The organism is Vibrio sp. Y2-5, assembly GCF_014596725.1.
Classification (GTDB): Bacteria; Pseudomonadota; Gammaproteobacteria; order Enterobacterales; family Vibrionaceae; genus Vibrio.
On record NZ_JACVEG010000002.1, the window covers coordinates 738,201 to 755,147 of the forward strand.

The window sequence follows — 16,947 nt, forward strand, 5'->3', positions numbered from 1 at the left end:
TTGCTATGCCTATACCCAGCGTTTTCTACACCGCACAACAAGTAAAGCAAGGGGAAGTTCTAGCTGCAAAATCAACTGGACTGGAAATGTTCAGTTTGATGGAAAGAGCAGGGCAAGCCGCTTTTACTATCGCGTTTGCCCAATACCCAGGGACGCATCATTGGCTTGTGTGCTGTGGCGGTGGTAATAACGGTGGTGACGGTTACATCGTTGCCTGTTTGGCTAAGTCGATGGGCGTTCATGTGACCCTATGGCAGCATGGCGATCCAGAAAATCTCAAAGGGGATGCCCTTTCTGCTTACTATCACTGGTTAGATCATGGTGGCGAGGTTTATCCATTTGATGACGTGATTCCCGACGATGTTGATCTCATCATTGATGGATTACTTGGAACAGGTCTATCCGGTACGGTTCGTGAACGAATCCATGATCTTATCCAACTGATAAACGCCACTCACGTTCCCGTTGTAGCTATAGACGTTCCTTCAGGTTTATGTGCCAATACTGGTGCGGTTCTTGGCACTGCAGTAAAAGCCAATCACACCATTAGCTTTATTGGTCTTAAACAAGGCTTAGTGACGGGGCAGGCGCGTAACTATGTTGGTCAGCTACATTTTGCGGGATTAGGTGTCGAAGAAAGTTTTGAACAGCAAAACACACCAACACTAAGATCGATATCTCCAAAATCTATCAAATCGATATTGGCTCAAAGAGAAGCGTGTGCTCACAAAGGTCTATACGGCAAAGCTCTGTTGATTGGTGGTAATGAAGGTATGGGTGGCGCCATGATTTTGGCCGCTCAAGCCTGCGCCAGAGTGGGTTGCGGTTTAACGGCTTCACTACTTCATTCCTCAAATGTTTCTTCAATCTTGGTATCTGTACCTGAAGTGATGAGCGCGGGTTGGGATGATGAACAGAGAATTCAACAACGAATTGAATGGAGCAACGTTGTCGCTATTGGTCCCGGACTCGGCAGAGAGTCAAAGTCAGAGCGGCTATTCTGTCAAATACAGGATCTATCTATAAACAAAGTTGTTGATGCTGATGCTCTTTACTTTCTAGCAAAAAATGCCAATTTTGACGATAACCGAATCATTACTCCTCACCCAGCGGAAGCGGCGAGGCTACTTGGTGTGGAAGTTGAGATGATCGAAGCCGACCGATTCAAAGCCATTAAAGATCTACAGAAGAAGTTTGGCGGTGTTGTGGTGCTAAAAGGTGCAGGAACGTTAGTGAGTGATGGTAACGAGATATACGTTTGTTTAGCGGGCAATCCGGGTATGGCGAGCGGTGGCATGGGAGATGTATTAACCGGTGTAATTACATCACTTCTCGCGCAGGGCTTAAGCTGTTTCGAGGCTGCAAAACTGGGCGTTATCATTCACAGCAAAGCAGCGGATCTCAACGCCAAAGAAAAAGGCGAACGAGGAATGCTAGCCAGCGATTTGCTTAGCCATTTACGCAGCTTGGTTAATTGATCAAGTCACTTAACGACTTGGCTTACAAACTAAATTTCGCGCCCAGAGTAAACGAAGTTGCAGAGTATTCGTTCTGTAAGTCTTGATATTTAAGTTCGACACTCAGCTCCAACTTCTCAACATACATAGGCTGAATTTTGGCACCGATGCCTATGTATGGATTAATGCCCGAATGATCTTGACTGGTTTCTGGCACAACGCTGGTATTCGTTTCTTCTATGTTTGTTTGCCCAACACCACCCCTAGCATACACACTGGAGAAGCTATTAATAGGCTGCTCTATTGTCGCACCCGCAAAAAAACTACGGTACTTAACCTGTTGTGAATCGCCGTTCTTGTCATAAAACGTTGCACCGTCAGACATTGTATCGGTGTAGCCGAAATCCACACCCACAAAAGGTGACAAGAAATAGCTGTAACCAAGCGTCGTTGTCCAAGCGCTTTCTGTAGAATTGCTGTTATCGATATAGTTAAAGCCGCTATCGGCGTAAAACTGATGTCTGCTCTCTGCTGCTAGAGTTGGTAAAGCCAAAAACAAAAAGATTAAACCAACACAAGTTTGTCCTAAATATTTCATCTTTGTTCTCCACTGCTATCTGAAGATACTCTGGTGTCTTATAGAATTTTTGACACTCTGTATTATTCGCTTTTATACATCGGCTTGTTATAAATATAAGCAAGTTATGAACCGATAATTGTTTTTATCTTTAGTGAAAGCAAAAAGCTGTGATCGAGCGTTAATTGAGTGAAAAATGAACGAAAGTTAAGGCAAGGGATTTTCAAAGTAAGGTGATTAATCTCACGTTATTGAAATGGCGTACTATTGTTAAGCCAATAGACAATCGTTTGCAATGCGTCGTTAATTTGACCATGAAAAGCTAATTTATTGATATTTAAGTTATTGTTGAATATTGATTTTAAAGAGAAGGGTTATCAAGGTGGGGGATATGAAATCTTCGACAGGGTAACACAAAAAAAATGCAAATATCAGACTTGCCGGAAAGAAATCACAACCTATAATGCTGAAAACCGGAGCGTCTGCCAACGCTCCGGTTTTTTTGTGTCCGAAAAGTGACTACGTCTGCCAACGTGTTCACTACGCACTCTGCAAAAGAGACACAAACTGTGAATTAATCAAGGAATTACACAATGCGTATCGAACAAGAACTTAAGTTAGGTTTCAAAGATGTACTGTTTCGCCCGAAACGTTCAACCCTAAAAAGCCGTTCTCAAGTAAATTTAACCCGCGAGTTTACCTTCAAGCATAGTGGTCGTCAATGGTCTGGAGTACCTGTTATTGCTGCAAACATGGACTCTGTCGGTAGCTTTAAAATGGCGGAAGCGCTCGCTAAGCACAACGTTATGACAGCTATTCATAAACACTACAGTGTTGAGCAATGGGCTGAGTTTGTTCAAAACGCAGAATCCCAGACGTTGAGAAACGTGATGGTATCAACGGGCACATCGGATAATGATTTCCAAAAAACGAAAGACATTATGGCGATGAGTGAAGAACTTATTTTCATCTGCATTGACATCGCAAACGGCTACTCAGAACACCTTGTTGATTACGTTCAAAAAGTACGTGAAGCATTTCCAAGCAAAGTGATTGTTGCTGGTAACGTAGTGACTGGCGACATGGTTGAAGAGCTGATCCTTGCTGGCGCGGATATCGTAAAAGTAGGTATTGGTCCGGGTTCTGTATGTACAACTCGCGTGAAAACTGGTGTTGGTTACCCTCAACTGTCTGCAATCATTGAATGTGCTGACGCGGCTCACGGCCTAGGTGGTCGCATTATTGGTGATGGCGGCTGTACATGTCCGGGTGATGTGGCAAAAGCATTTGGTGGCGGCGCAGACTTCGTTATGCTTGGCGGTATGTTAGCAGGTCACGAAGAAGCTGGCGGCGAGCTCGTTGAGAAGAACGGCGAAACTTACATGAAGTTTTACGGAATGTCTTCTAAGAGCGCGATGGACAAGCACTCTGGTGGTGTTGCTGGTTACCGTGCAGCTGAAGGAAAAACCGTATTAATTCCATTCCGTGGTCCGGTTGAAAACACCATTCAAGATGTGCTTGGTGGCGTACGTTCAACTTGTACATACGTAGGCGCAGCCTCGCTTAAAGAGCTAACTAAGCGCACAACTTTCATCCGCGTACAAGAGCAAGAGAACAACGTTTACGGTAAAGAGTAAACTTGCAACTTTTCGGAAAATCCGAGTAATTAAGGGCCGCTTTTTGCGGCTCTTTTTTTGTCTCAAAATCAGCAAATGGCGACAAAGTGGCGACACTCACGAAAAAAAAATTTGTGGCGACAGTTATAAACCCGCCAAAGGGTTTTTGGTGATCGCTTCAGAAAGGTGGTCAGGAGCAAAGTGGGCATAACGCATCGTCATGCTGATATCGGCATGACCAAGAATGTCTCTGAGTACCAGAATGTTCCCGCCGTTCATCATAAAGTGGCTGGCAAAGGTATGGCGAAGAATGTGAGAAGCTTGCCCTGTAGGAATATCTAACCCAAGTTTGTTCTTCAATATGTAGCAGAATGGTGTATAGCACTGCTTAAACAACTTACCGCTGGTTGGTTTATAGATTTCATCATACAAGCTCTCTGATATCGGCACAGAGCGATTCTTCTTCGTTTTGGTATTAGTGAATGTGACTTTGTATTTTGAAAGTTGCGAGCCGCGCATTTGGGCTGCTTCATTCCAACGGGCGCCAGTTGATAGGCACAGCTTGACGATCTTCTGCATATCTTCAATTTCATGCTGACTAACCAAGTCAATCAGCAGTGGAAGTTTTTCTTTCGGTAAGAACGCCATTGCCCGTTCATGTTCTTTGAACGGTTTTATCTCTTCCAAAGGATGGGGCAGGCTCCATTCTCCCAGTTCTTTCAGTTTCCCGAATACTGCTTTGAATCGAGCAAGTTCAGAATTGAGCGTTGCAATACTAGGCGCACCTTTATTCCAACGAGCAGAAACAAAAGGCAATGAACCACTCATGCGTCTGGCACGAAAATCCGCATAGATTTTGGAATTGAACTGGCTTGCTAATGGGTTGCCCATTGCTTCAGCCATGTGCTGAAACTTTTGGTAGATAACAAGACCGTTCGCCAGTGTTTTACCGTAAAGCTCAAACCACAGTTCGATAACGTCACTTAAACGACGGTTATCAGGTTTGTCACCCAACCAAGGTTTCTCTTCCACCTCTCGCATGGTGAACTTTTCAAAAGCTGCTGCTTCACCTTTGGTTACGAAAGCCTTACGCACGCGCTTACCTCTACGACCGTTTGGGTAGCATTCACATAGCCAAGGTTTCTTTGAACCATCTTTTAAGTTGCGGATAGACATGGATAAACCACAATATAACTGTATATAAATACAGTATTGATCGTAAGAATACGCTTAACAATGTTTAATATCGCATTTAAAGCACATGCCACTAATTTGGGATTTATGATTACATTTGACATGTAATTTGATAATCACTTTGTGAGTGATGTTGGATATCTATTTGATTTTAAAAGGTATGCATATGAGATGCTCTCGATGGGAGTCGGATAAATGTATTCATTTGATGAACTACATAGGTTAATATCCTATGTAAGAAATCTTATAAGTTGACCACTTAGATGAGCGAGTACATGAACTAATGCTTAACCCACATTCTTTAACTAAAAAAAGAGAGCTGGGTGCTTATTACACACCACCTGAACTTAGCCAAGTTTTAACAGACTGGGCTATTGTGCGTTCTGACGAGGATATTCTAGAACCTAGTTTTGGGGGCTGTGGATTTTTTGATAGCAGTATAAAAACACTAAGACGTCTTGGGTGCCCGTCACCAGAGAAACAATTGTATGGAGTGGATATCGATCAGCATGCATTTGGCATCTTAAGTGAAAAATTTGGGCATATGGTTGAAACTGTTAATCGTTTTATTCAAAAGGATTTTATTGCGGTTCAACCAAGCGATTTTTCAGTTCAAGAGTTTGATGTTGTTCTAGGTAACCCACCTTATGTTTCAATGCATAATATGACAGAGAAACAAAGAGAATCCTGTGAGAAGGTACTACACGACTCACCATTCTCGGGTGTGACTATGGGGCGCAATGCAAGTCTTTGGGCTTTTTTCCTATTGCATTCATTAAGCTTTCTTAAAGATGGTGGCAGAGTTGCGTGGGTGCTTCCAAGTAGCTTATTGCACGCTGATTACGCTAAAAAGTTATTAGAAATACATCAACACCATTTTCATAGTGTAAAAGTTTTAAAACTTGCTGAACGATTCTTTAAAGAGGAAGGTGCTAAAGAAACCTCAGTTATTTTAATTGCAGAAAATTTTAGTACTGAACCATTAGAAAACACTCATTTTTCTGTAGCTTCAGTAGATAACGTTGTTGAACTTAAGCAAGCCATTGACGGCCAATTACAAGCCACAAAAGCTGGTATTGATGGGTATAAGTTAGAGCTAGTGAGTCAAGAAGCACAGACCACTTACTATGAGCTATTAACCTCTGAGTGTTCCAAACCAATAGGGCACTATGCTGATATCAAAATCGGCATGGTAACTGGCGCTAATAAATACTTTATTGTTGATAAGAAGACTATCCAAAAATTTAGTTTGCCAGATGATGTATTAATACCCGCAATTGGAAAATTTTCATACTTATCAGGCATTAGTCATGATAAGAAAAGGCATAAGAAACTTCAGGAAGAAGGTTATCGTTCTTATTTGGTTTGCCCTTCTGAGAAACACATGGAAGATGCTGGCAATCCTGTAGTTGCTTATCTAAACCAAATAACGGAACAAGAACGAGTCAAAAACAAAACCTTTGCAAAACGCCCTCACTGGTTTGCTCCTGGGTACGGTATTGATGGAATAGTCGCAGATTGTTTTATGTCCTACATGATCCATCTTGGTCCTCGAATGGTTGTCAATGTGGCTAAACTAAATTGCACTAACTCCATCCATAAAGTGATCTTTCGTGAAAAAATGTCAGCAAAAGCTAAGCAAGCATTTGCTTTAACGTTACTTTCTACTTATTCGCAGTTTTCGGCAGAGGTGGAAGGGCGAGCTTATAGTTCTGGTGTGCTCAAAATTGAACCATCAGCTGGCAGAAATATAAAAGTATTATTTACACCAGAGTGTGTTGAAGACTTAATAACAATTAAAGTTGAAGTTGAAAGAGAAATCCAAAGAGACAACCATGATAGGGTTGCCGAGTTAGTTGATGCTGTTCTAGTTAACCATGGATTGATAACGGTAGAACAATGTCGTTGGCTAGCAGAAGGTGTTAGAGCTCTTCGTCATGAGCGTTATAAAGGGGTAAGAGAGTTTGATGTCTAATGAAGAAGAACTAAAAAAAGAATTACTTCAGCTAATCTCAGAAGCAAATGATGATACAAGTGGAGTATTACTAAAAGATAAAATTGATTATGGCCGCTTGTTAGAATTGTCGTCCGCAATTTCAAAATTTGACCAAGAAAATGTACGCTTTACTGTAGATGCAAAAATCGTTGAGCGTTTAGGCGAGCAATTGGTAGCAAAAAAGACCACAGCATTAAGTGAGTTGATTAAGAATGCGTATGATGCTGATGCAAGTAGAGTTACTGTTGAATTTGTCGATACGGGTTATCCAGAGGGAACAATAAAGATTACTGATAACGGACAAGGAATGAACTTTGAAGAATTAGTCAGTGGCTTTATGACAATTAGTACTTCTGACAAAGTATATAATCCTACATCAAATAAGTACTTGAGAGCACGAGCTGGCAAAAAAGGGATTGGTCGTTTTTCAGCTCAAAAAATAGGAAAAAAATTAAAGCTCATTACTAAAAAAGAATCCGCTGATTGTTATCTTTGTTTAAATGTTGATTGGAATTCATTTGAATCTGGCGCATATCTAAATTCTATATCAAATAGAGTTTCATACGAAACTTGTTATGATTTTTCTGAGGGAACAATATTAGAAATATCTGATGTAAGAGAGGCTTGGACTGAAAGTAATATTAAAACAACATATAGTTATATTTCTAGCATTCTTAATATACCAACTAAGAAAAAATCAGACCCAGGGTTTAGCGTTCATTTTAAATATTTTGATTCTGAAAGTAATGGTCAAACTACGTTATTTGAAGTGAATGAAGATACGGAGTTTCATGATAACGCTGATTTGAAAGCAATTGCTAAAATGGATAGTAATGGTCAATTGGTAATTACTATTGATGGTTATTCTGATGAACGTTTTACAGAAACTATTAAAACAACCGAAGGGTTTAATGATCTACTTTTAAAAAGTGATTATGTTGTTGAACTTCTATATTATTCTAGGGAAAAAGGCTCGTCTGATACTAGGCAACTGCGTCAGTACTTACAAAATAATGGTGGTATTAAATTATTTAGAAATGGATTTAATGTCGCACCTTATGGCACTCGTAGTAATGATTGGTTAGGTCTCGATGATTCCTACCAGAAACGTACAATCTTACCACCTCACTCAAATACCAACTTTATTGGTAAAGTTTCTGTAACTGATCCTGTAGGCACATTGTTCGAGGAAACTTCTTCGAGGGAAGGGTTGATAGAAAATGACGCTTTTACAATATTAACAGATACAACCTACCAGATTGCCATAATAATTGCGTCTCATGTTGGTTCAATAAGAAATAAAAAGGTTACTTCGTCGCAAAAAGGCTTTACGAGTGAACGTCAGAAACGAGAAGAGAAGCTTAAAGAACAATTAGAAGAGATGAAGAAAAAGTTAGAAGCCCACAGAGCTGCAGAAGAAGCAGCTAGATCTGCTTTTGATGATGACTCTTCAACTCACTCTAACGATGGAGATGAATCTAAATCAAGTGAGGATGAATACTCCAGCGCCTATGGATTTAATACTGAAGACTTTATTGAACAGTTGGAAAAAGTTGAAGAAACTCTAGATGAATATATAGATGAACAGCTAATGTATCGAGTATTGTCTTCTACTGGTTTAGCTATATCTGAGTTCACACATGAAATACATATGTGTTTAACTAACTTGAATCTCAATAGCCAAGTATTAAAGAGTATGTCTAGTACCGTCCCAGAAGTAGGCATTGTCAGCGACCAACTTGAAGAAAATTTGAGTATGTTAAATGCGTACACTGAGTTTTTTGATAGTTCAATGAGAAGCAATTCGAATAGAGAAAAAAATTATTATGATATTCGAACGTTAGTTAAGAAATTCGTTGCTGCGATGGAACCAACGACCAAGCGTAGAGGTTATGAATTTAAAACCCATTTTGATTCTTGGGGTATATGGACAAAGAAAGTTCATATTTCTGAAATTATGTCCATATTTATAAATTTGTTTACTAACGCATGCAAAGCTATTGATAGGCAAGGCGAGAAAAATGGTAAGTTATTGATTAGTGTATGTAAAAACACTGATCATATGACAATTCGTTTTGAAGATAATGGTGATGGAATTCCTAAAAACAAATGGGCTGAAGTGTTTGCTCCACTTTACACAACGGCTATGCCAAGTAAAGCCTTCCAATCAGAAGATAATTATAAAAGAGGGATGGGATTAGGGTTATCTATCACCGAAGAAATTATTACTGAAATGAAAGGTGAAATAGCAGTGTCGGAACCTTCCGATGGATATAGAACGTGCTTAAAAATTACTTTACCAACAGCCGATGAGTCAGAGTTGCCAGAAGATGCCTATTAATTATTTATATATTGATGATGAAGAAAGCAAGACACTTCAACTACTAATAGAAAGTATTGAATTTGAATCTCAAGATAAGATAAAAATTCAACACACGCAGGTTATGGAATCCATGAAGGCGTTAGTGGGTTATATTCAGGAACAAGAAGGGAAGTTTCAAGGGTTAATAATTGACCAAGATTTAAAAGCTGAAAGTAGTGAAGGGCACAAAGCAGACTATTTTGGAACGGCTTTAGCACAACAATTAAGAACAGAGATGGCAGTCACTAATCTTAATTCTATGCCAATTGTATTACTTTCAAATGAAGAAGTAATCGTTGAGTCATTTTTACCAGACGATGCATCAAAAAACCTATTTGATTTTGTAATCAAGAAAAAAGAAATCGCTATACCTGAAATCAAGGCAAGAGTATCTAAGATGCTTATTGCTTTAGTAGAAGCATACAATTTAGCCAGAGGCTATCGTAAGCCCCTTGGAGTTGATTTAGATAAAGTTGAAGTTCAAGGCCTCCTGCAGTGTAACTCGGTGGTATTTAAATTTGTTGATTCTAGGTTTATAGATTTTCTATCTTCAAAGGCTAGTGACCCTCATGCACTTGTAGGTTCTATCTACTCATCATTAATTCAGTCTGCAGGTATTCTCGTAACTGAAGTAATGCTTAAAACAAAACTAGGTGTGTCTAATGATTCAGAAGGGTGGGAAGTTCTTAAAAAAGAGTTTGAGCCATATCTATATTTGGGGCCATTTTCAGGTTTAAAAGAACGTTGGTGGTTTGCTGGTATCGACAACTGGTGGTTTGACATTCACGAAGAAGACGTATTGCAGTCACTAACTTGTGAAGAACGTGTTGCTATATTAATTGAACATTTTGGTATATCAGGACTAGAACCTATTGCAACTAGATATCCAAATGGCGACCAGAGTATGAATCTTTGGGTAAACTGCGTGGTTTCCGGAGTACCGCTTGATCCTTATGATGCTTTAAGAGTTAGAGATTCAGATTCAAAAATTTGGGAGCAGCCTAAGTATATTGATTTAATTACATATTTGAATGGAGAAACAGATAAATATGTAATACATGCCGATGATAAGAAAAAAATAAGGAATTTACTAAAGAGGCTTAACCCTGATGTTAACGGCTGAGCAATTATCGGATGATTTAGTTCAACTAGGCGAGTTTTTAGAATCCAAAAAGGTTATAAAATCAGCTAACCCTTTAGTAGATGCTGGCGCCTTACTAATCAGGAGCGGTGGAAAACGTTGCTTAATAAAAGGGTTGGAATTGGAGCCAGTTGAAGGTGACTACATCCGAGGTAAAGAGTGGGACTCCGAATTAAATATAATTATGACTATTGATATCTCAGTTAAAGATAAATTTTGTTTTGAGGATGTTGTTAAAATAATTGTTAATTTAGAGTATGAAACCTTACATGTTAATGATGCGCGATTGTGTCGAGGGGCTTGGCATTTTGATTATCACGTAGACATGGATGGCACGGGGCAGGAAGAACAATATAGATATATTCATCCACATTATCACGTTCATCATGGTGGAAACAAAGTTAAAAAGCTTGATTCATATGGAGATATGATTGTTCTGAAAAGTCCTCGGCTTATGCATCACCCATTGGATGCGTTTCTCGCCATTGATCTAATACTGTCTAATTTTCTGGATCTCACACTATGGAAACAATTGAGAGCAAACACTCAATATAGATTGGCATTGAAAGAATCCCAGTTGAATTGGTGGAAACCTTACTATGAAAAACTAGGGAATTATTGGGAAACTATGGGTAATTCAACGTTGAAAGACTCAAAGCAAAATTTGTCAGCAATGCGAGACTTAAATCCCCATCTACTATAGCTGCACCGAAACTTGCCAATTCATCGATTTAGCTCTTTTTAGTAACTCAGGGACGGAAGACATAAATACTGTCCCTGTGATTTTATTTATTAGAGCGACCTTATGCCGTGTTTTCAGCTGTTCTGCTGCACTTAGTTCCCCTTCAGTAAACGCAAAAAAATATCCTGAAAAGTCTTCTTTAACTGAGCTTTTTGAAGTGGTTTTTATCTCAATAAAATTCATTTGAGACAGGTGAGATTGAATTGATTCAACAGAGCTGAAATCTACTGAAACCCCTTTTGGCAATTCTATAGCATCAAAACTAGTTCGTTTAATATCGATGCCTGTCCGCTTGAGCTCGTTGAGTAAGTTATTTAGAAGCTGTCCTTTAGGTCTTTCAATCCATGTACTGTTCTGACTTATGGCAAAAGACTCACCCTCAGCCCCTTTAGTATTGGAAAGTCTATCTGCGTGTGCCTTTCGTTTCAGGAGAGCGTCTAGAATCTCCAATCAAACCCTCTCCATCACCAAAGCAACTCTACCAACAACTTTCACATCGCCTTCATCAACGGTAATCGTTGAGCCATTAAAGCTAATCGCTAACTTCTTGCCCGGTAAGCGTTGGATTTCGTTTAGGGAGAGGAGACCGTCCATATCTACTAGGTAGGTTCCTGCAACTGCCTGTTGCACGTCCTTATCAATGATGAATGTTGAGTCACCTTCATCAATGGCAATCGCGTTCTCTACAGCAGCTTCTTGTAGGAGTGCTTTATCGAATGTGAGAGTTCGCAATCTCGATAGTTCGCCATTGAGAATTTTAAATGTGTCGATATCGAAAAGATATTTCGCTTCTGGACTTTTTGACTGCTCTTCTGTCATTTGTCTATTCGGATATGGCTCACCCTCACCAAGCGTTAACCATCTTACTGAAACGCCTGTATGTATATGAACTCTAATCACTATTTCAAAAGGACAAAGGTTGCGCTTATGCCACGTTGATAAAGTGGAAGTAGGCACATTTAGAATTAGACCTAAAGCACTTAAATTCTTAACTTCTAATGCTTTACATAGTCTCTCAGTCACATTTTTCCCACCTTCGTAATCAAAAGGCAGTAATTGGTCTTGTTTTTCTCGCATATACGATCAATAATTCTCGCATTCGGACGGTATGAGCGCCAACTCTATGATCCGATATTCAACATTCAATGACTTACAAGGATAGCACCATGCTTTCATTCCAAATAGTAATAAATACTCCTTTTATGACTTACGAGCAGTATTCGCAGCTTTCTGGTATGCCAAAACGCACCATCATGGATTGGGTGGCAGAAGGCAAACTTCCTATTAAAACCAAAGAGAAAGCGAAAGAAACACCCATGATCAACATGGTTGCTCTACATGAAATCGCAACGCGCGAAGCGATGCAGATGCTGGGGTAATACTCATGCGATTTTCCTCCTTAATTCCCACCAAAGAATATTGTCCGTTGTGGCTCAATGTTCTTGGTTGGGCATTCATTTTCGTTCCGTTTTTCTTCAATTGAGTATTCGTTATGGAAGATTTGAACTCAATGTGCGTTTTACGTGGCTCGAAACAAAAGGCATTTAACGACGCGTGTTGCGCATTTGCGAACTCAGAGAACATGACAGCTATCGCCAAGGCTCTCGATATGAACCCAACGATGCTGCGAAACAAGCTCAACCCTGAACAGCCGCATGTGCTGACCTGCGTTGAGTTGGTTCTCATCACTAAAGCGAGTGGCAACTACTCCATTCTTAATAGCCTTTTGCTTGGTCTCGGTGTGGTGACTGCGCAAATTCCGCAGGATGCGAGCGTGGAAACGTTCATCAAACGTGCTCTGGAAAACTCGATTCACTCTGGCGATTTGTCGCGTATGGCGCTCGACCATGCAAACAAAACCAGCCTCAACCGTACCAGCAAGCAAAGCATTATCAGAAAGGCTCAGGCAAGTATCAGTAATTTGGTGCTGCTGATTTCTGATCTCGAAAGTCGCACCACGGGTGTCACGCCGTTCCTAAGTATGAGCGTCGATTTTGTGGCAAACGGTGCACCCATCCCCGGTTTTTCTTAGAAGGTGAAAGCTATGGCTAACAACGCAAAAGTAACGATTGAAATCAACACGCTTGATGAAGCGCTTCATTGGGAAAACCACGCGGTGCTGACCCTAAACAAAATCAAGCAAAACCCAGTAGAAGGGCAGGCAGACCTGCAAAGTTCTCTGGTTCGTACATGGACAGATGTGCACCGCCAAGCGCGCAAGGCAGTTGGGCAGTTCATCAAGCAAGAAGAGGCTGCGTGATGGAGTTTGTAGCCGTTCGTTTGTTTGGTGATGGTGCGATGAAGCGTCACAAGAAAACGCTAGAGCCAGAAACAACGGCTCTGGGGGATTTCGATAACGCTGAAGATGCCATCGCACAAGCTTGTCACCAGTTGAACTGTAACCACATTCGCCACGGCATTTTGAGCGAGGGCGAAGGTCAAGGTGGTTTCATTGTTATGGATATTCAGGAGCTGGCAGAGGTTTAACTCTGCCGCTTGCGTGAGGTGTTTATGACTGAAGATATCGATTATTGCCCAAGTACTTCAATCAAGAATTTGCCTGTTACTTCTCCTGCACATTTGCCGTGCCCTGATATGGCAGGAATGGAAAACCCTGACCCGCAAAAGCGTCAGCGTTCTTTGTTCTTGCTCGGCAAGCTGCGCGAGAAACATGGAATTAAAAAGCATAAGTCAGCGGCATCAAACTCAGCTTGTCTTGAATATGTGTGTACCGAAGAAGGTTGTATCGAACCTTGGGGAACCGTGAATAACGCAGTGGCTTAGTAAAATGGAAACCAAAGACTTACTCTATATCGCTGGGGCAGTGATGCCCCACGACAAAATCAAACGAAATGATGCCAGCTATAACGCTGGTTTTTTAGTATCCAAAATTTATACCGACCAAGAACAGGCGATTTTGGATGCAGGTTTTATCAAGAAAATACCGATTTATGATCGCGTTCTTGGCAAAAAATCCAAGCGTCAGTTGGATGTTGAGATAAGAACCGATGCTTTTAAAAGGCTGAATTTCCGCTCAGAACACGACCGCGAAGCGGCGGCGAGAATCGCCGGAGAGCATAGGCTAGTCAAAGGGCGCAAAAGTCCGACAGAAAATTATCGGCACAGGAAAGAGCGCCAAATGCAGTCTTTAAGGCTGTTAGGAAAGGTACTGCGCCCGAAAACTGAGCTTGAAAGTCCTGAGTCTTACTTCAACCATGATGTGCTCTACGACACTACAGCGCGTTCTAAGCCACAGATTCTGAACCAGAATGGTAAACGGGCGAGGGGCGAACCTAAGAAAATTCCTATTTCAATGAACTTGATGCATCGAGAGTGGGACAACACTTTCAAGTTTCAGGCGATAACCGAAACGCCAGCCAGTGCCGCGCCAGATGCAAATACTGGTGAGCGTTTTACTGAGAAGTTATCAAGTCGTTCGGTGCGTAAGATTTTTGAAGCCGCTGCGTACACGTCTGCTTGTCACGGAGGGTTTACCACGTTCCTGACTCTGACTTTCACCAAAGAGCAACGCTTAGCTCTGTTTGGTGGCATGACCGATGGCGAGAATTATGTCTCGGCTGGTCCTCATCATCCAATTGGCTATAAGCGAAACATGATTACGACCAGAGCTAAGCAAGGCGAGAAGAAAGTGGGCAACCCTATTGTTGATATCGCAGGCGAGTACTGGACGGTTCCCAACAAAGATAGACCGATTCCAAAAGTGATGAACCAGGGCGGTTTGATTGCAGGGGATTACTGCGACATCAAATCCAAACCAGAGCATACCTTCACGATGGAAAAGACGTTAGAAACTACGATAGGCAATGAAGCATCGAGATTTTTAGATGCGGTGAAGAAGCTCTATCTACGTGGTTGGGTAGCCGACCACACTCGTCAAACTGATCCAGAAACAGGTGCGCCTTACAGCGACTTAACCAAATTGAAAGTGCCGAAGCATGTGAAAGCCGGAGAGTTTGGACCAACTCAAGAACCTGCTGATTTTCACTACATTTGGGTAGCGGAATGCCCAGAGAATGAAGATGGTGAACCGAACCCGCACATTCACGTTCTGCTGCGTTGGTCTGTTCCTCATTATCTGTTCAGCGCCTGGGCAAAACGTCTTGAGAAAATTTGGGGGCATGGCTTCGCGAACTTGGAGCGAATTCGTAAACCGGAAGCTGCCGGTTCATACATCATCAAAGCCGTTGGCTATGCGGCCAAAGGGGATGATGCCAGCCAAGGGCTTATCAAAGGCAATCGATACGGTGTGGCGAAATGTTCACGCGCACTAGATTGGAAGTGTTTAGCTTCCTTTGATGCCGACAATATGACGGCGATTATCAAAGAGCTTGGTTACAAACTTGAGCAGTGGAAGAAACCCATTCGACGCAGAGTGAATAAGTTACATGCAGCGAAAGAGCAAACCATAAAAGCTCAGGCGATAGCGAAGCAGCAAGCTAAACCGGAAGAACATCGCAAGAAGCTGCAACAAAGAATCATCCGTTTGGAAAAAGAAGCAGAGAAGCTGAACAAAACCATACGTTCTCGCGGTGTGCATATCAGTACTACCAATCGCTTTTGTATTACGTTCGAAGGGGAAGATGCGGCAAGCAAAGTGGATAAGTTCATGTTTTGGGCAGCAGGCGCTCGCGGCTGGCCAATGCAGTGCCGTGATTTTAGTTGTGACGACATCAAACAAGAGGCAGATGTTATCTACGCTGAACAGTTCATTCGCTTCCAAGATAAGCGCAGTTATTGGGGTGCTGTCCTGAAAGAAAACCGAATGATTCAAGATGTGGACGACGCGGAAATTAGTTACTGGCATAGCGTGAGAGAAGAGGCGATGCGGCATATGCCAATGGGCTAATTGCATCGAGTTTGAGTGTAATTTCTCAAATAACAAAATCACCTGTACAAATGGGGATAAAAATACTGTATGTTTATACAGTTAAATTTGTATGGGTACGGCTATGTCATTAGAAAGAGAGAATATTTTCCTAGATGCGATGGGCTTTATCATTGATGCAGTAGCACTGAGCACTGTGGGTGATAGCCGAGCAGATATAGGAATTTATTTAATGAGTCTGCTGGTTGCAGACCAGAAAAAAGAATTGCAGCCTGAAAAACTGGAAGCCATCAGACAGTTGATTGAACTCTCTGACGAGCTAGAAAGCCCAGCTTTTTCGATATGTTCTAAGTCTTAAGAGAAGGCAGGCTGGTAACTAGAAGTGAGGATTATTCAATATGCTAATTACTTGCCCTGTCTGCGAAAGCAAAGCCCGTATCGCAACATCAAAAGCGATGAGTAAAGATACCCGCGAAGCATACTGCCAATGCCTGAACCTAAACTGCGGCCGCGCGTTTACCACTTTGACCACCGTGAACCGAATCATCGAGCCTACGGGAGCGAAACCAGACCCGTTACTACAGCCAGAACTGTGCCGTGGTGATGTGGACCAGATGGATATGTTTGGGTGAGGTGTAATCATGGATAAAGAATCAGCAGGTTTATATTTTGGTGGCAAAGCTCTTGCCGATGCTCTAATTACAAAAGAAGACCAGATATTTTTAACATCCACAGTGCAAGAGAGTGAACGCATACAGCAACACATCGCTGCTATTGCGAGCCCACTAGGACTTTCTTTATCTGGCAATCCATTCGTTCTACCAAACGGTGCACGAATGACTTTTTTGATTGCCAACAACCAGACGTCGAGCGGGTACTCTGGTAACGCTTATGTGATTAACTGTTTTGATGAAGACAACTTCTCTTATATCAGCAATCTTGTTGCATCATGGACAATGTTGAAACAGCATAAAGCGGCATTCATTTCGATTAGTTAAAAGGATGGTTCGGTAGAC

General features: G+C 41.5%; 18 protein-coding genes and 1 pseudogene. 15 read left to right on the forward strand and 4 right to left on the reverse strand.

Going from position 1 to position 16,947, the window contains the following annotated elements; translation table 11 throughout:
* Positions 1-5 precede the first annotated feature (5 nt).
* On the forward strand, positions 6-1,478 hold the full coding sequence (locus HUO09_RS08450) for an NAD(P)H-hydrate dehydratase (RefSeq protein ID WP_188233648.1): 1,473 nt from the start codon (positions 6-8) through the stop codon (positions 1,476-1,478).
* A 22-nt stretch (positions 1,479-1,500) separates the two neighbouring features.
* Here HUO09_RS08450 and HUO09_RS08455 read toward each other — a convergent pair whose 3' ends face one another.
* Complete coding sequence (locus HUO09_RS08455) at positions 1,501-2,055, reverse strand: outer membrane beta-barrel protein (RefSeq protein ID WP_188233649.1); 555 nt, start codon at positions 2,053-2,055, stop codon at positions 1,501-1,503.
* A 572-nt stretch (positions 2,056-2,627) separates the two neighbouring features.
* Between HUO09_RS08455 and HUO09_RS08460 the strand changes: the two genes are divergently transcribed.
* The gene (locus tag HUO09_RS08460; RefSeq protein ID WP_188233650.1) at positions 2,628-3,671 is read left to right on the forward strand and encodes a GMP reductase; all 1,044 of its coding nucleotides are present in this window, start codon (positions 2,628-2,630) and stop codon (positions 3,669-3,671) included.
* Between the two features lie 123 nt (positions 3,672-3,794).
* On the opposite strand, the gene HUO09_RS08465 is transcribed toward HUO09_RS08460, so the two are convergent.
* Positions 3,795-4,826 carry a tyrosine-type recombinase/integrase gene (locus tag HUO09_RS08465; RefSeq protein ID WP_188233651.1) on the reverse strand — a complete coding sequence of 344 codons (1,032 nt, stop codon included), beginning with the start codon at positions 4,824-4,826 and terminating at the stop codon, positions 3,795-3,797.
* A gap of 298 nt (positions 4,827-5,124) precedes the next feature.
* Here HUO09_RS08465 and HUO09_RS08470 point away from each other — a divergent pair.
* From HUO09_RS08470 to HUO09_RS08485, 4 genes and pseudogenes are all read left to right on the forward strand, one after another.
* A pseudogene (locus HUO09_RS08470) lies at positions 5,125-6,819 on the forward strand (class I SAM-dependent DNA methyltransferase); the annotation flags it as partial.
* A complete protein-coding gene (locus HUO09_RS08475) occupies positions 6,812-9,181 on the forward strand; it encodes a sensor histidine kinase (RefSeq protein WP_188233653.1) in 2,370 nt (789 codons plus the stop codon). The pseudogene HUO09_RS08470 and the gene HUO09_RS08475, both read left to right, overlap by 8 nt.
* Positions 9,171-10,325 carry a protein-PII uridylyltransferase gene (locus HUO09_RS08480; protein WP_188233654.1) on the forward strand — a complete coding sequence of 385 codons (1,155 nt, stop codon included), beginning with the start codon at positions 9,171-9,173 and terminating at the stop codon, positions 10,323-10,325. The genes HUO09_RS08475 and HUO09_RS08480 overlap by 11 nt, the downstream gene beginning before the upstream one ends.
* Positions 10,312-11,046 carry a hypothetical protein gene (locus HUO09_RS08485; protein WP_188233655.1) on the forward strand — a complete coding sequence of 245 codons (735 nt, stop codon included), beginning with the start codon at positions 10,312-10,314 and terminating at the stop codon, positions 11,044-11,046. Before HUO09_RS08480 ends, HUO09_RS08485 begins: the two co-directional genes overlap by 14 nt.
* Here HUO09_RS08485 and HUO09_RS08490 read toward each other — a convergent pair.
* Both HUO09_RS08490 and HUO09_RS08495 read right to left on the reverse strand, forming a co-directional pair.
* On the reverse strand, positions 11,041-11,535 hold the full coding sequence (locus HUO09_RS08490) for a hypothetical protein (protein WP_188233656.1): 495 nt from the start codon (positions 11,533-11,535) through the stop codon (positions 11,041-11,043). The genes HUO09_RS08485 and HUO09_RS08490 overlap by 6 nt on opposite strands.
* Positions 11,536-12,162 (reverse strand): phage repressor protein CI, encoded by a 627-nt coding sequence (locus HUO09_RS08495; protein ID WP_188233657.1) that lies wholly within the window; start codon positions 12,160-12,162, stop codon positions 11,536-11,538.
* Positions 12,163-12,251: 89 nt separating this feature from the next.
* On the opposite strand from HUO09_RS08495, the gene HUO09_RS08500 reads away from it, so the two are divergent.
* From HUO09_RS08500 to HUO09_RS08540, 9 genes are all read left to right on the forward strand, one after another.
* On the forward strand, positions 12,252-12,464 hold the full coding sequence (locus HUO09_RS08500) for a hypothetical protein (RefSeq protein ID WP_188233658.1): 213 nt from the start codon (positions 12,252-12,254) through the stop codon (positions 12,462-12,464).
* Positions 12,465-12,577: 113 nt separating this feature from the next.
* Positions 12,578-13,117 (forward strand): phage regulatory CII family protein, encoded by a 540-nt coding sequence (locus tag HUO09_RS08505; RefSeq protein WP_102954709.1) that lies wholly within the window; start codon positions 12,578-12,580, stop codon positions 13,115-13,117.
* Positions 13,118-13,129: 12 nt separating this feature from the next.
* The gene (locus tag HUO09_RS08510) at positions 13,130-13,345 is read left to right on the forward strand and encodes a hypothetical protein (RefSeq protein WP_102954710.1); all 216 of its coding nucleotides are present in this window, start codon (positions 13,130-13,132) and stop codon (positions 13,343-13,345) included.
* The gene (locus tag HUO09_RS08515; protein ID WP_188233791.1) at positions 13,345-13,572 is read left to right on the forward strand and encodes a hypothetical protein; all 228 of its coding nucleotides are present in this window, start codon (positions 13,345-13,347) and stop codon (positions 13,570-13,572) included. The genes HUO09_RS08510 and HUO09_RS08515 overlap by 1 nt, the downstream gene beginning before the upstream one ends.
* Positions 13,573-13,596: 24 nt before the next feature.
* Entirely contained in the window at positions 13,597-13,869 is a 273-nt protein-coding gene (locus HUO09_RS08520; protein ID WP_223159348.1) for a hypothetical protein, read from the forward strand.
* Positions 13,870-13,873: 4 nt separating this feature from the next.
* Positions 13,874-15,952 (forward strand): hypothetical protein, encoded by a 2,079-nt coding sequence (locus HUO09_RS08525; protein WP_188233659.1) that lies wholly within the window; start codon positions 13,874-13,876, stop codon positions 15,950-15,952.
* A 103-nt stretch (positions 15,953-16,055) separates the two neighbouring features.
* Entirely contained in the window at positions 16,056-16,289 is a 234-nt protein-coding gene (locus tag HUO09_RS08530; protein ID WP_188233660.1) for a hypothetical protein, read from the forward strand.
* Positions 16,290-16,329: 40 nt separating this feature from the next.
* Positions 16,330-16,563 (forward strand): ogr/Delta-like zinc finger family protein, encoded by a 234-nt coding sequence (locus tag HUO09_RS08535; RefSeq protein ID WP_102940124.1) that lies wholly within the window; start codon positions 16,330-16,332, stop codon positions 16,561-16,563.
* 9 nt (positions 16,564-16,572) lie between these two features.
* Positions 16,573-16,929: a terminase large subunit domain-containing protein gene (locus HUO09_RS08540; RefSeq protein WP_188233661.1), complete on the forward strand. Its 357-nt coding sequence runs from the start codon at positions 16,573-16,575 to the stop codon at positions 16,927-16,929.
* The last annotated feature ends 18 nt before the right edge of the window (positions 16,930-16,947 follow it).

Excerpts from the sequence above, each read along its gene's own strand:
- HUO09_RS08460 (WP_188233650.1), top strand. The coding sequence starts at position 2,628 with ATGCGTATCGAACAAGAACTTAAGTTAGGTTTCAAAGATGTACTGTTT.
- HUO09_RS08540 (WP_188233661.1), top strand. The coding sequence starts at position 16,573 with ATGGATAAAGAATCAGCAGGTTTATATTTTGGTGGCAAAGCTCTTGCC.
- HUO09_RS08500 (WP_188233658.1), top strand. The coding sequence starts at position 12,252 with ATGCTTTCATTCCAAATAGTAATAAATACTCCTTTTATGACTTACGAG.
- HUO09_RS08515 (WP_188233791.1), top strand. The coding sequence starts at position 13,345 with ATGGAGTTTGTAGCCGTTCGTTTGTTTGGTGATGGTGCGATGAAGCGT.
- HUO09_RS08510 (WP_102954710.1), top strand. The coding sequence starts at position 13,130 with ATGGCTAACAACGCAAAAGTAACGATTGAAATCAACACGCTTGATGAA.
- HUO09_RS08450 (WP_188233648.1), top strand. The coding sequence starts at position 6 with ATGCCTATACCCAGCGTTTTCTACACCGCACAACAAGTAAAGCAAGGG.
- HUO09_RS08465 (WP_188233651.1), bottom strand. The coding sequence starts at position 4,826 with ATGTCTATCCGCAACTTAAAAGATGGTTCAAAGAAACCTTGGCTATGT.
- HUO09_RS08455 (WP_188233649.1), bottom strand. The coding sequence starts at position 2,055 with ATGAAATATTTAGGACAAACTTGTGTTGGTTTAATCTTTTTGTTTTTG.
- HUO09_RS08520 (WP_223159348.1), top strand. The coding sequence starts at position 13,597 with ATGACTGAAGATATCGATTATTGCCCAAGTACTTCAATCAAGAATTTG.
- HUO09_RS08480 (WP_188233654.1), top strand. The coding sequence starts at position 9,171 with ATGCCTATTAATTATTTATATATTGATGATGAAGAAAGCAAGACACTT.
- HUO09_RS08505 (WP_102954709.1), top strand. The coding sequence starts at position 12,578 with ATGGAAGATTTGAACTCAATGTGCGTTTTACGTGGCTCGAAACAAAAG.
- HUO09_RS08495 (WP_188233657.1), bottom strand. The coding sequence starts at position 12,162 with ATGCGAGAAAAACAAGACCAATTACTGCCTTTTGATTACGAAGGTGGG.
- HUO09_RS08475 (WP_188233653.1), top strand. The coding sequence starts at position 6,812 with ATGTCTAATGAAGAAGAACTAAAAAAAGAATTACTTCAGCTAATCTCA.
- HUO09_RS08525 (WP_188233659.1), top strand. The coding sequence starts at position 13,874 with ATGGAAACCAAAGACTTACTCTATATCGCTGGGGCAGTGATGCCCCAC.
- HUO09_RS08485 (WP_188233655.1), top strand. The coding sequence starts at position 10,312 with ATGTTAACGGCTGAGCAATTATCGGATGATTTAGTTCAACTAGGCGAG.
- HUO09_RS08535 (WP_102940124.1), top strand. The coding sequence starts at position 16,330 with ATGCTAATTACTTGCCCTGTCTGCGAAAGCAAAGCCCGTATCGCAACA.
- HUO09_RS08530 (WP_188233660.1), top strand. The coding sequence starts at position 16,056 with ATGTCATTAGAAAGAGAGAATATTTTCCTAGATGCGATGGGCTTTATC.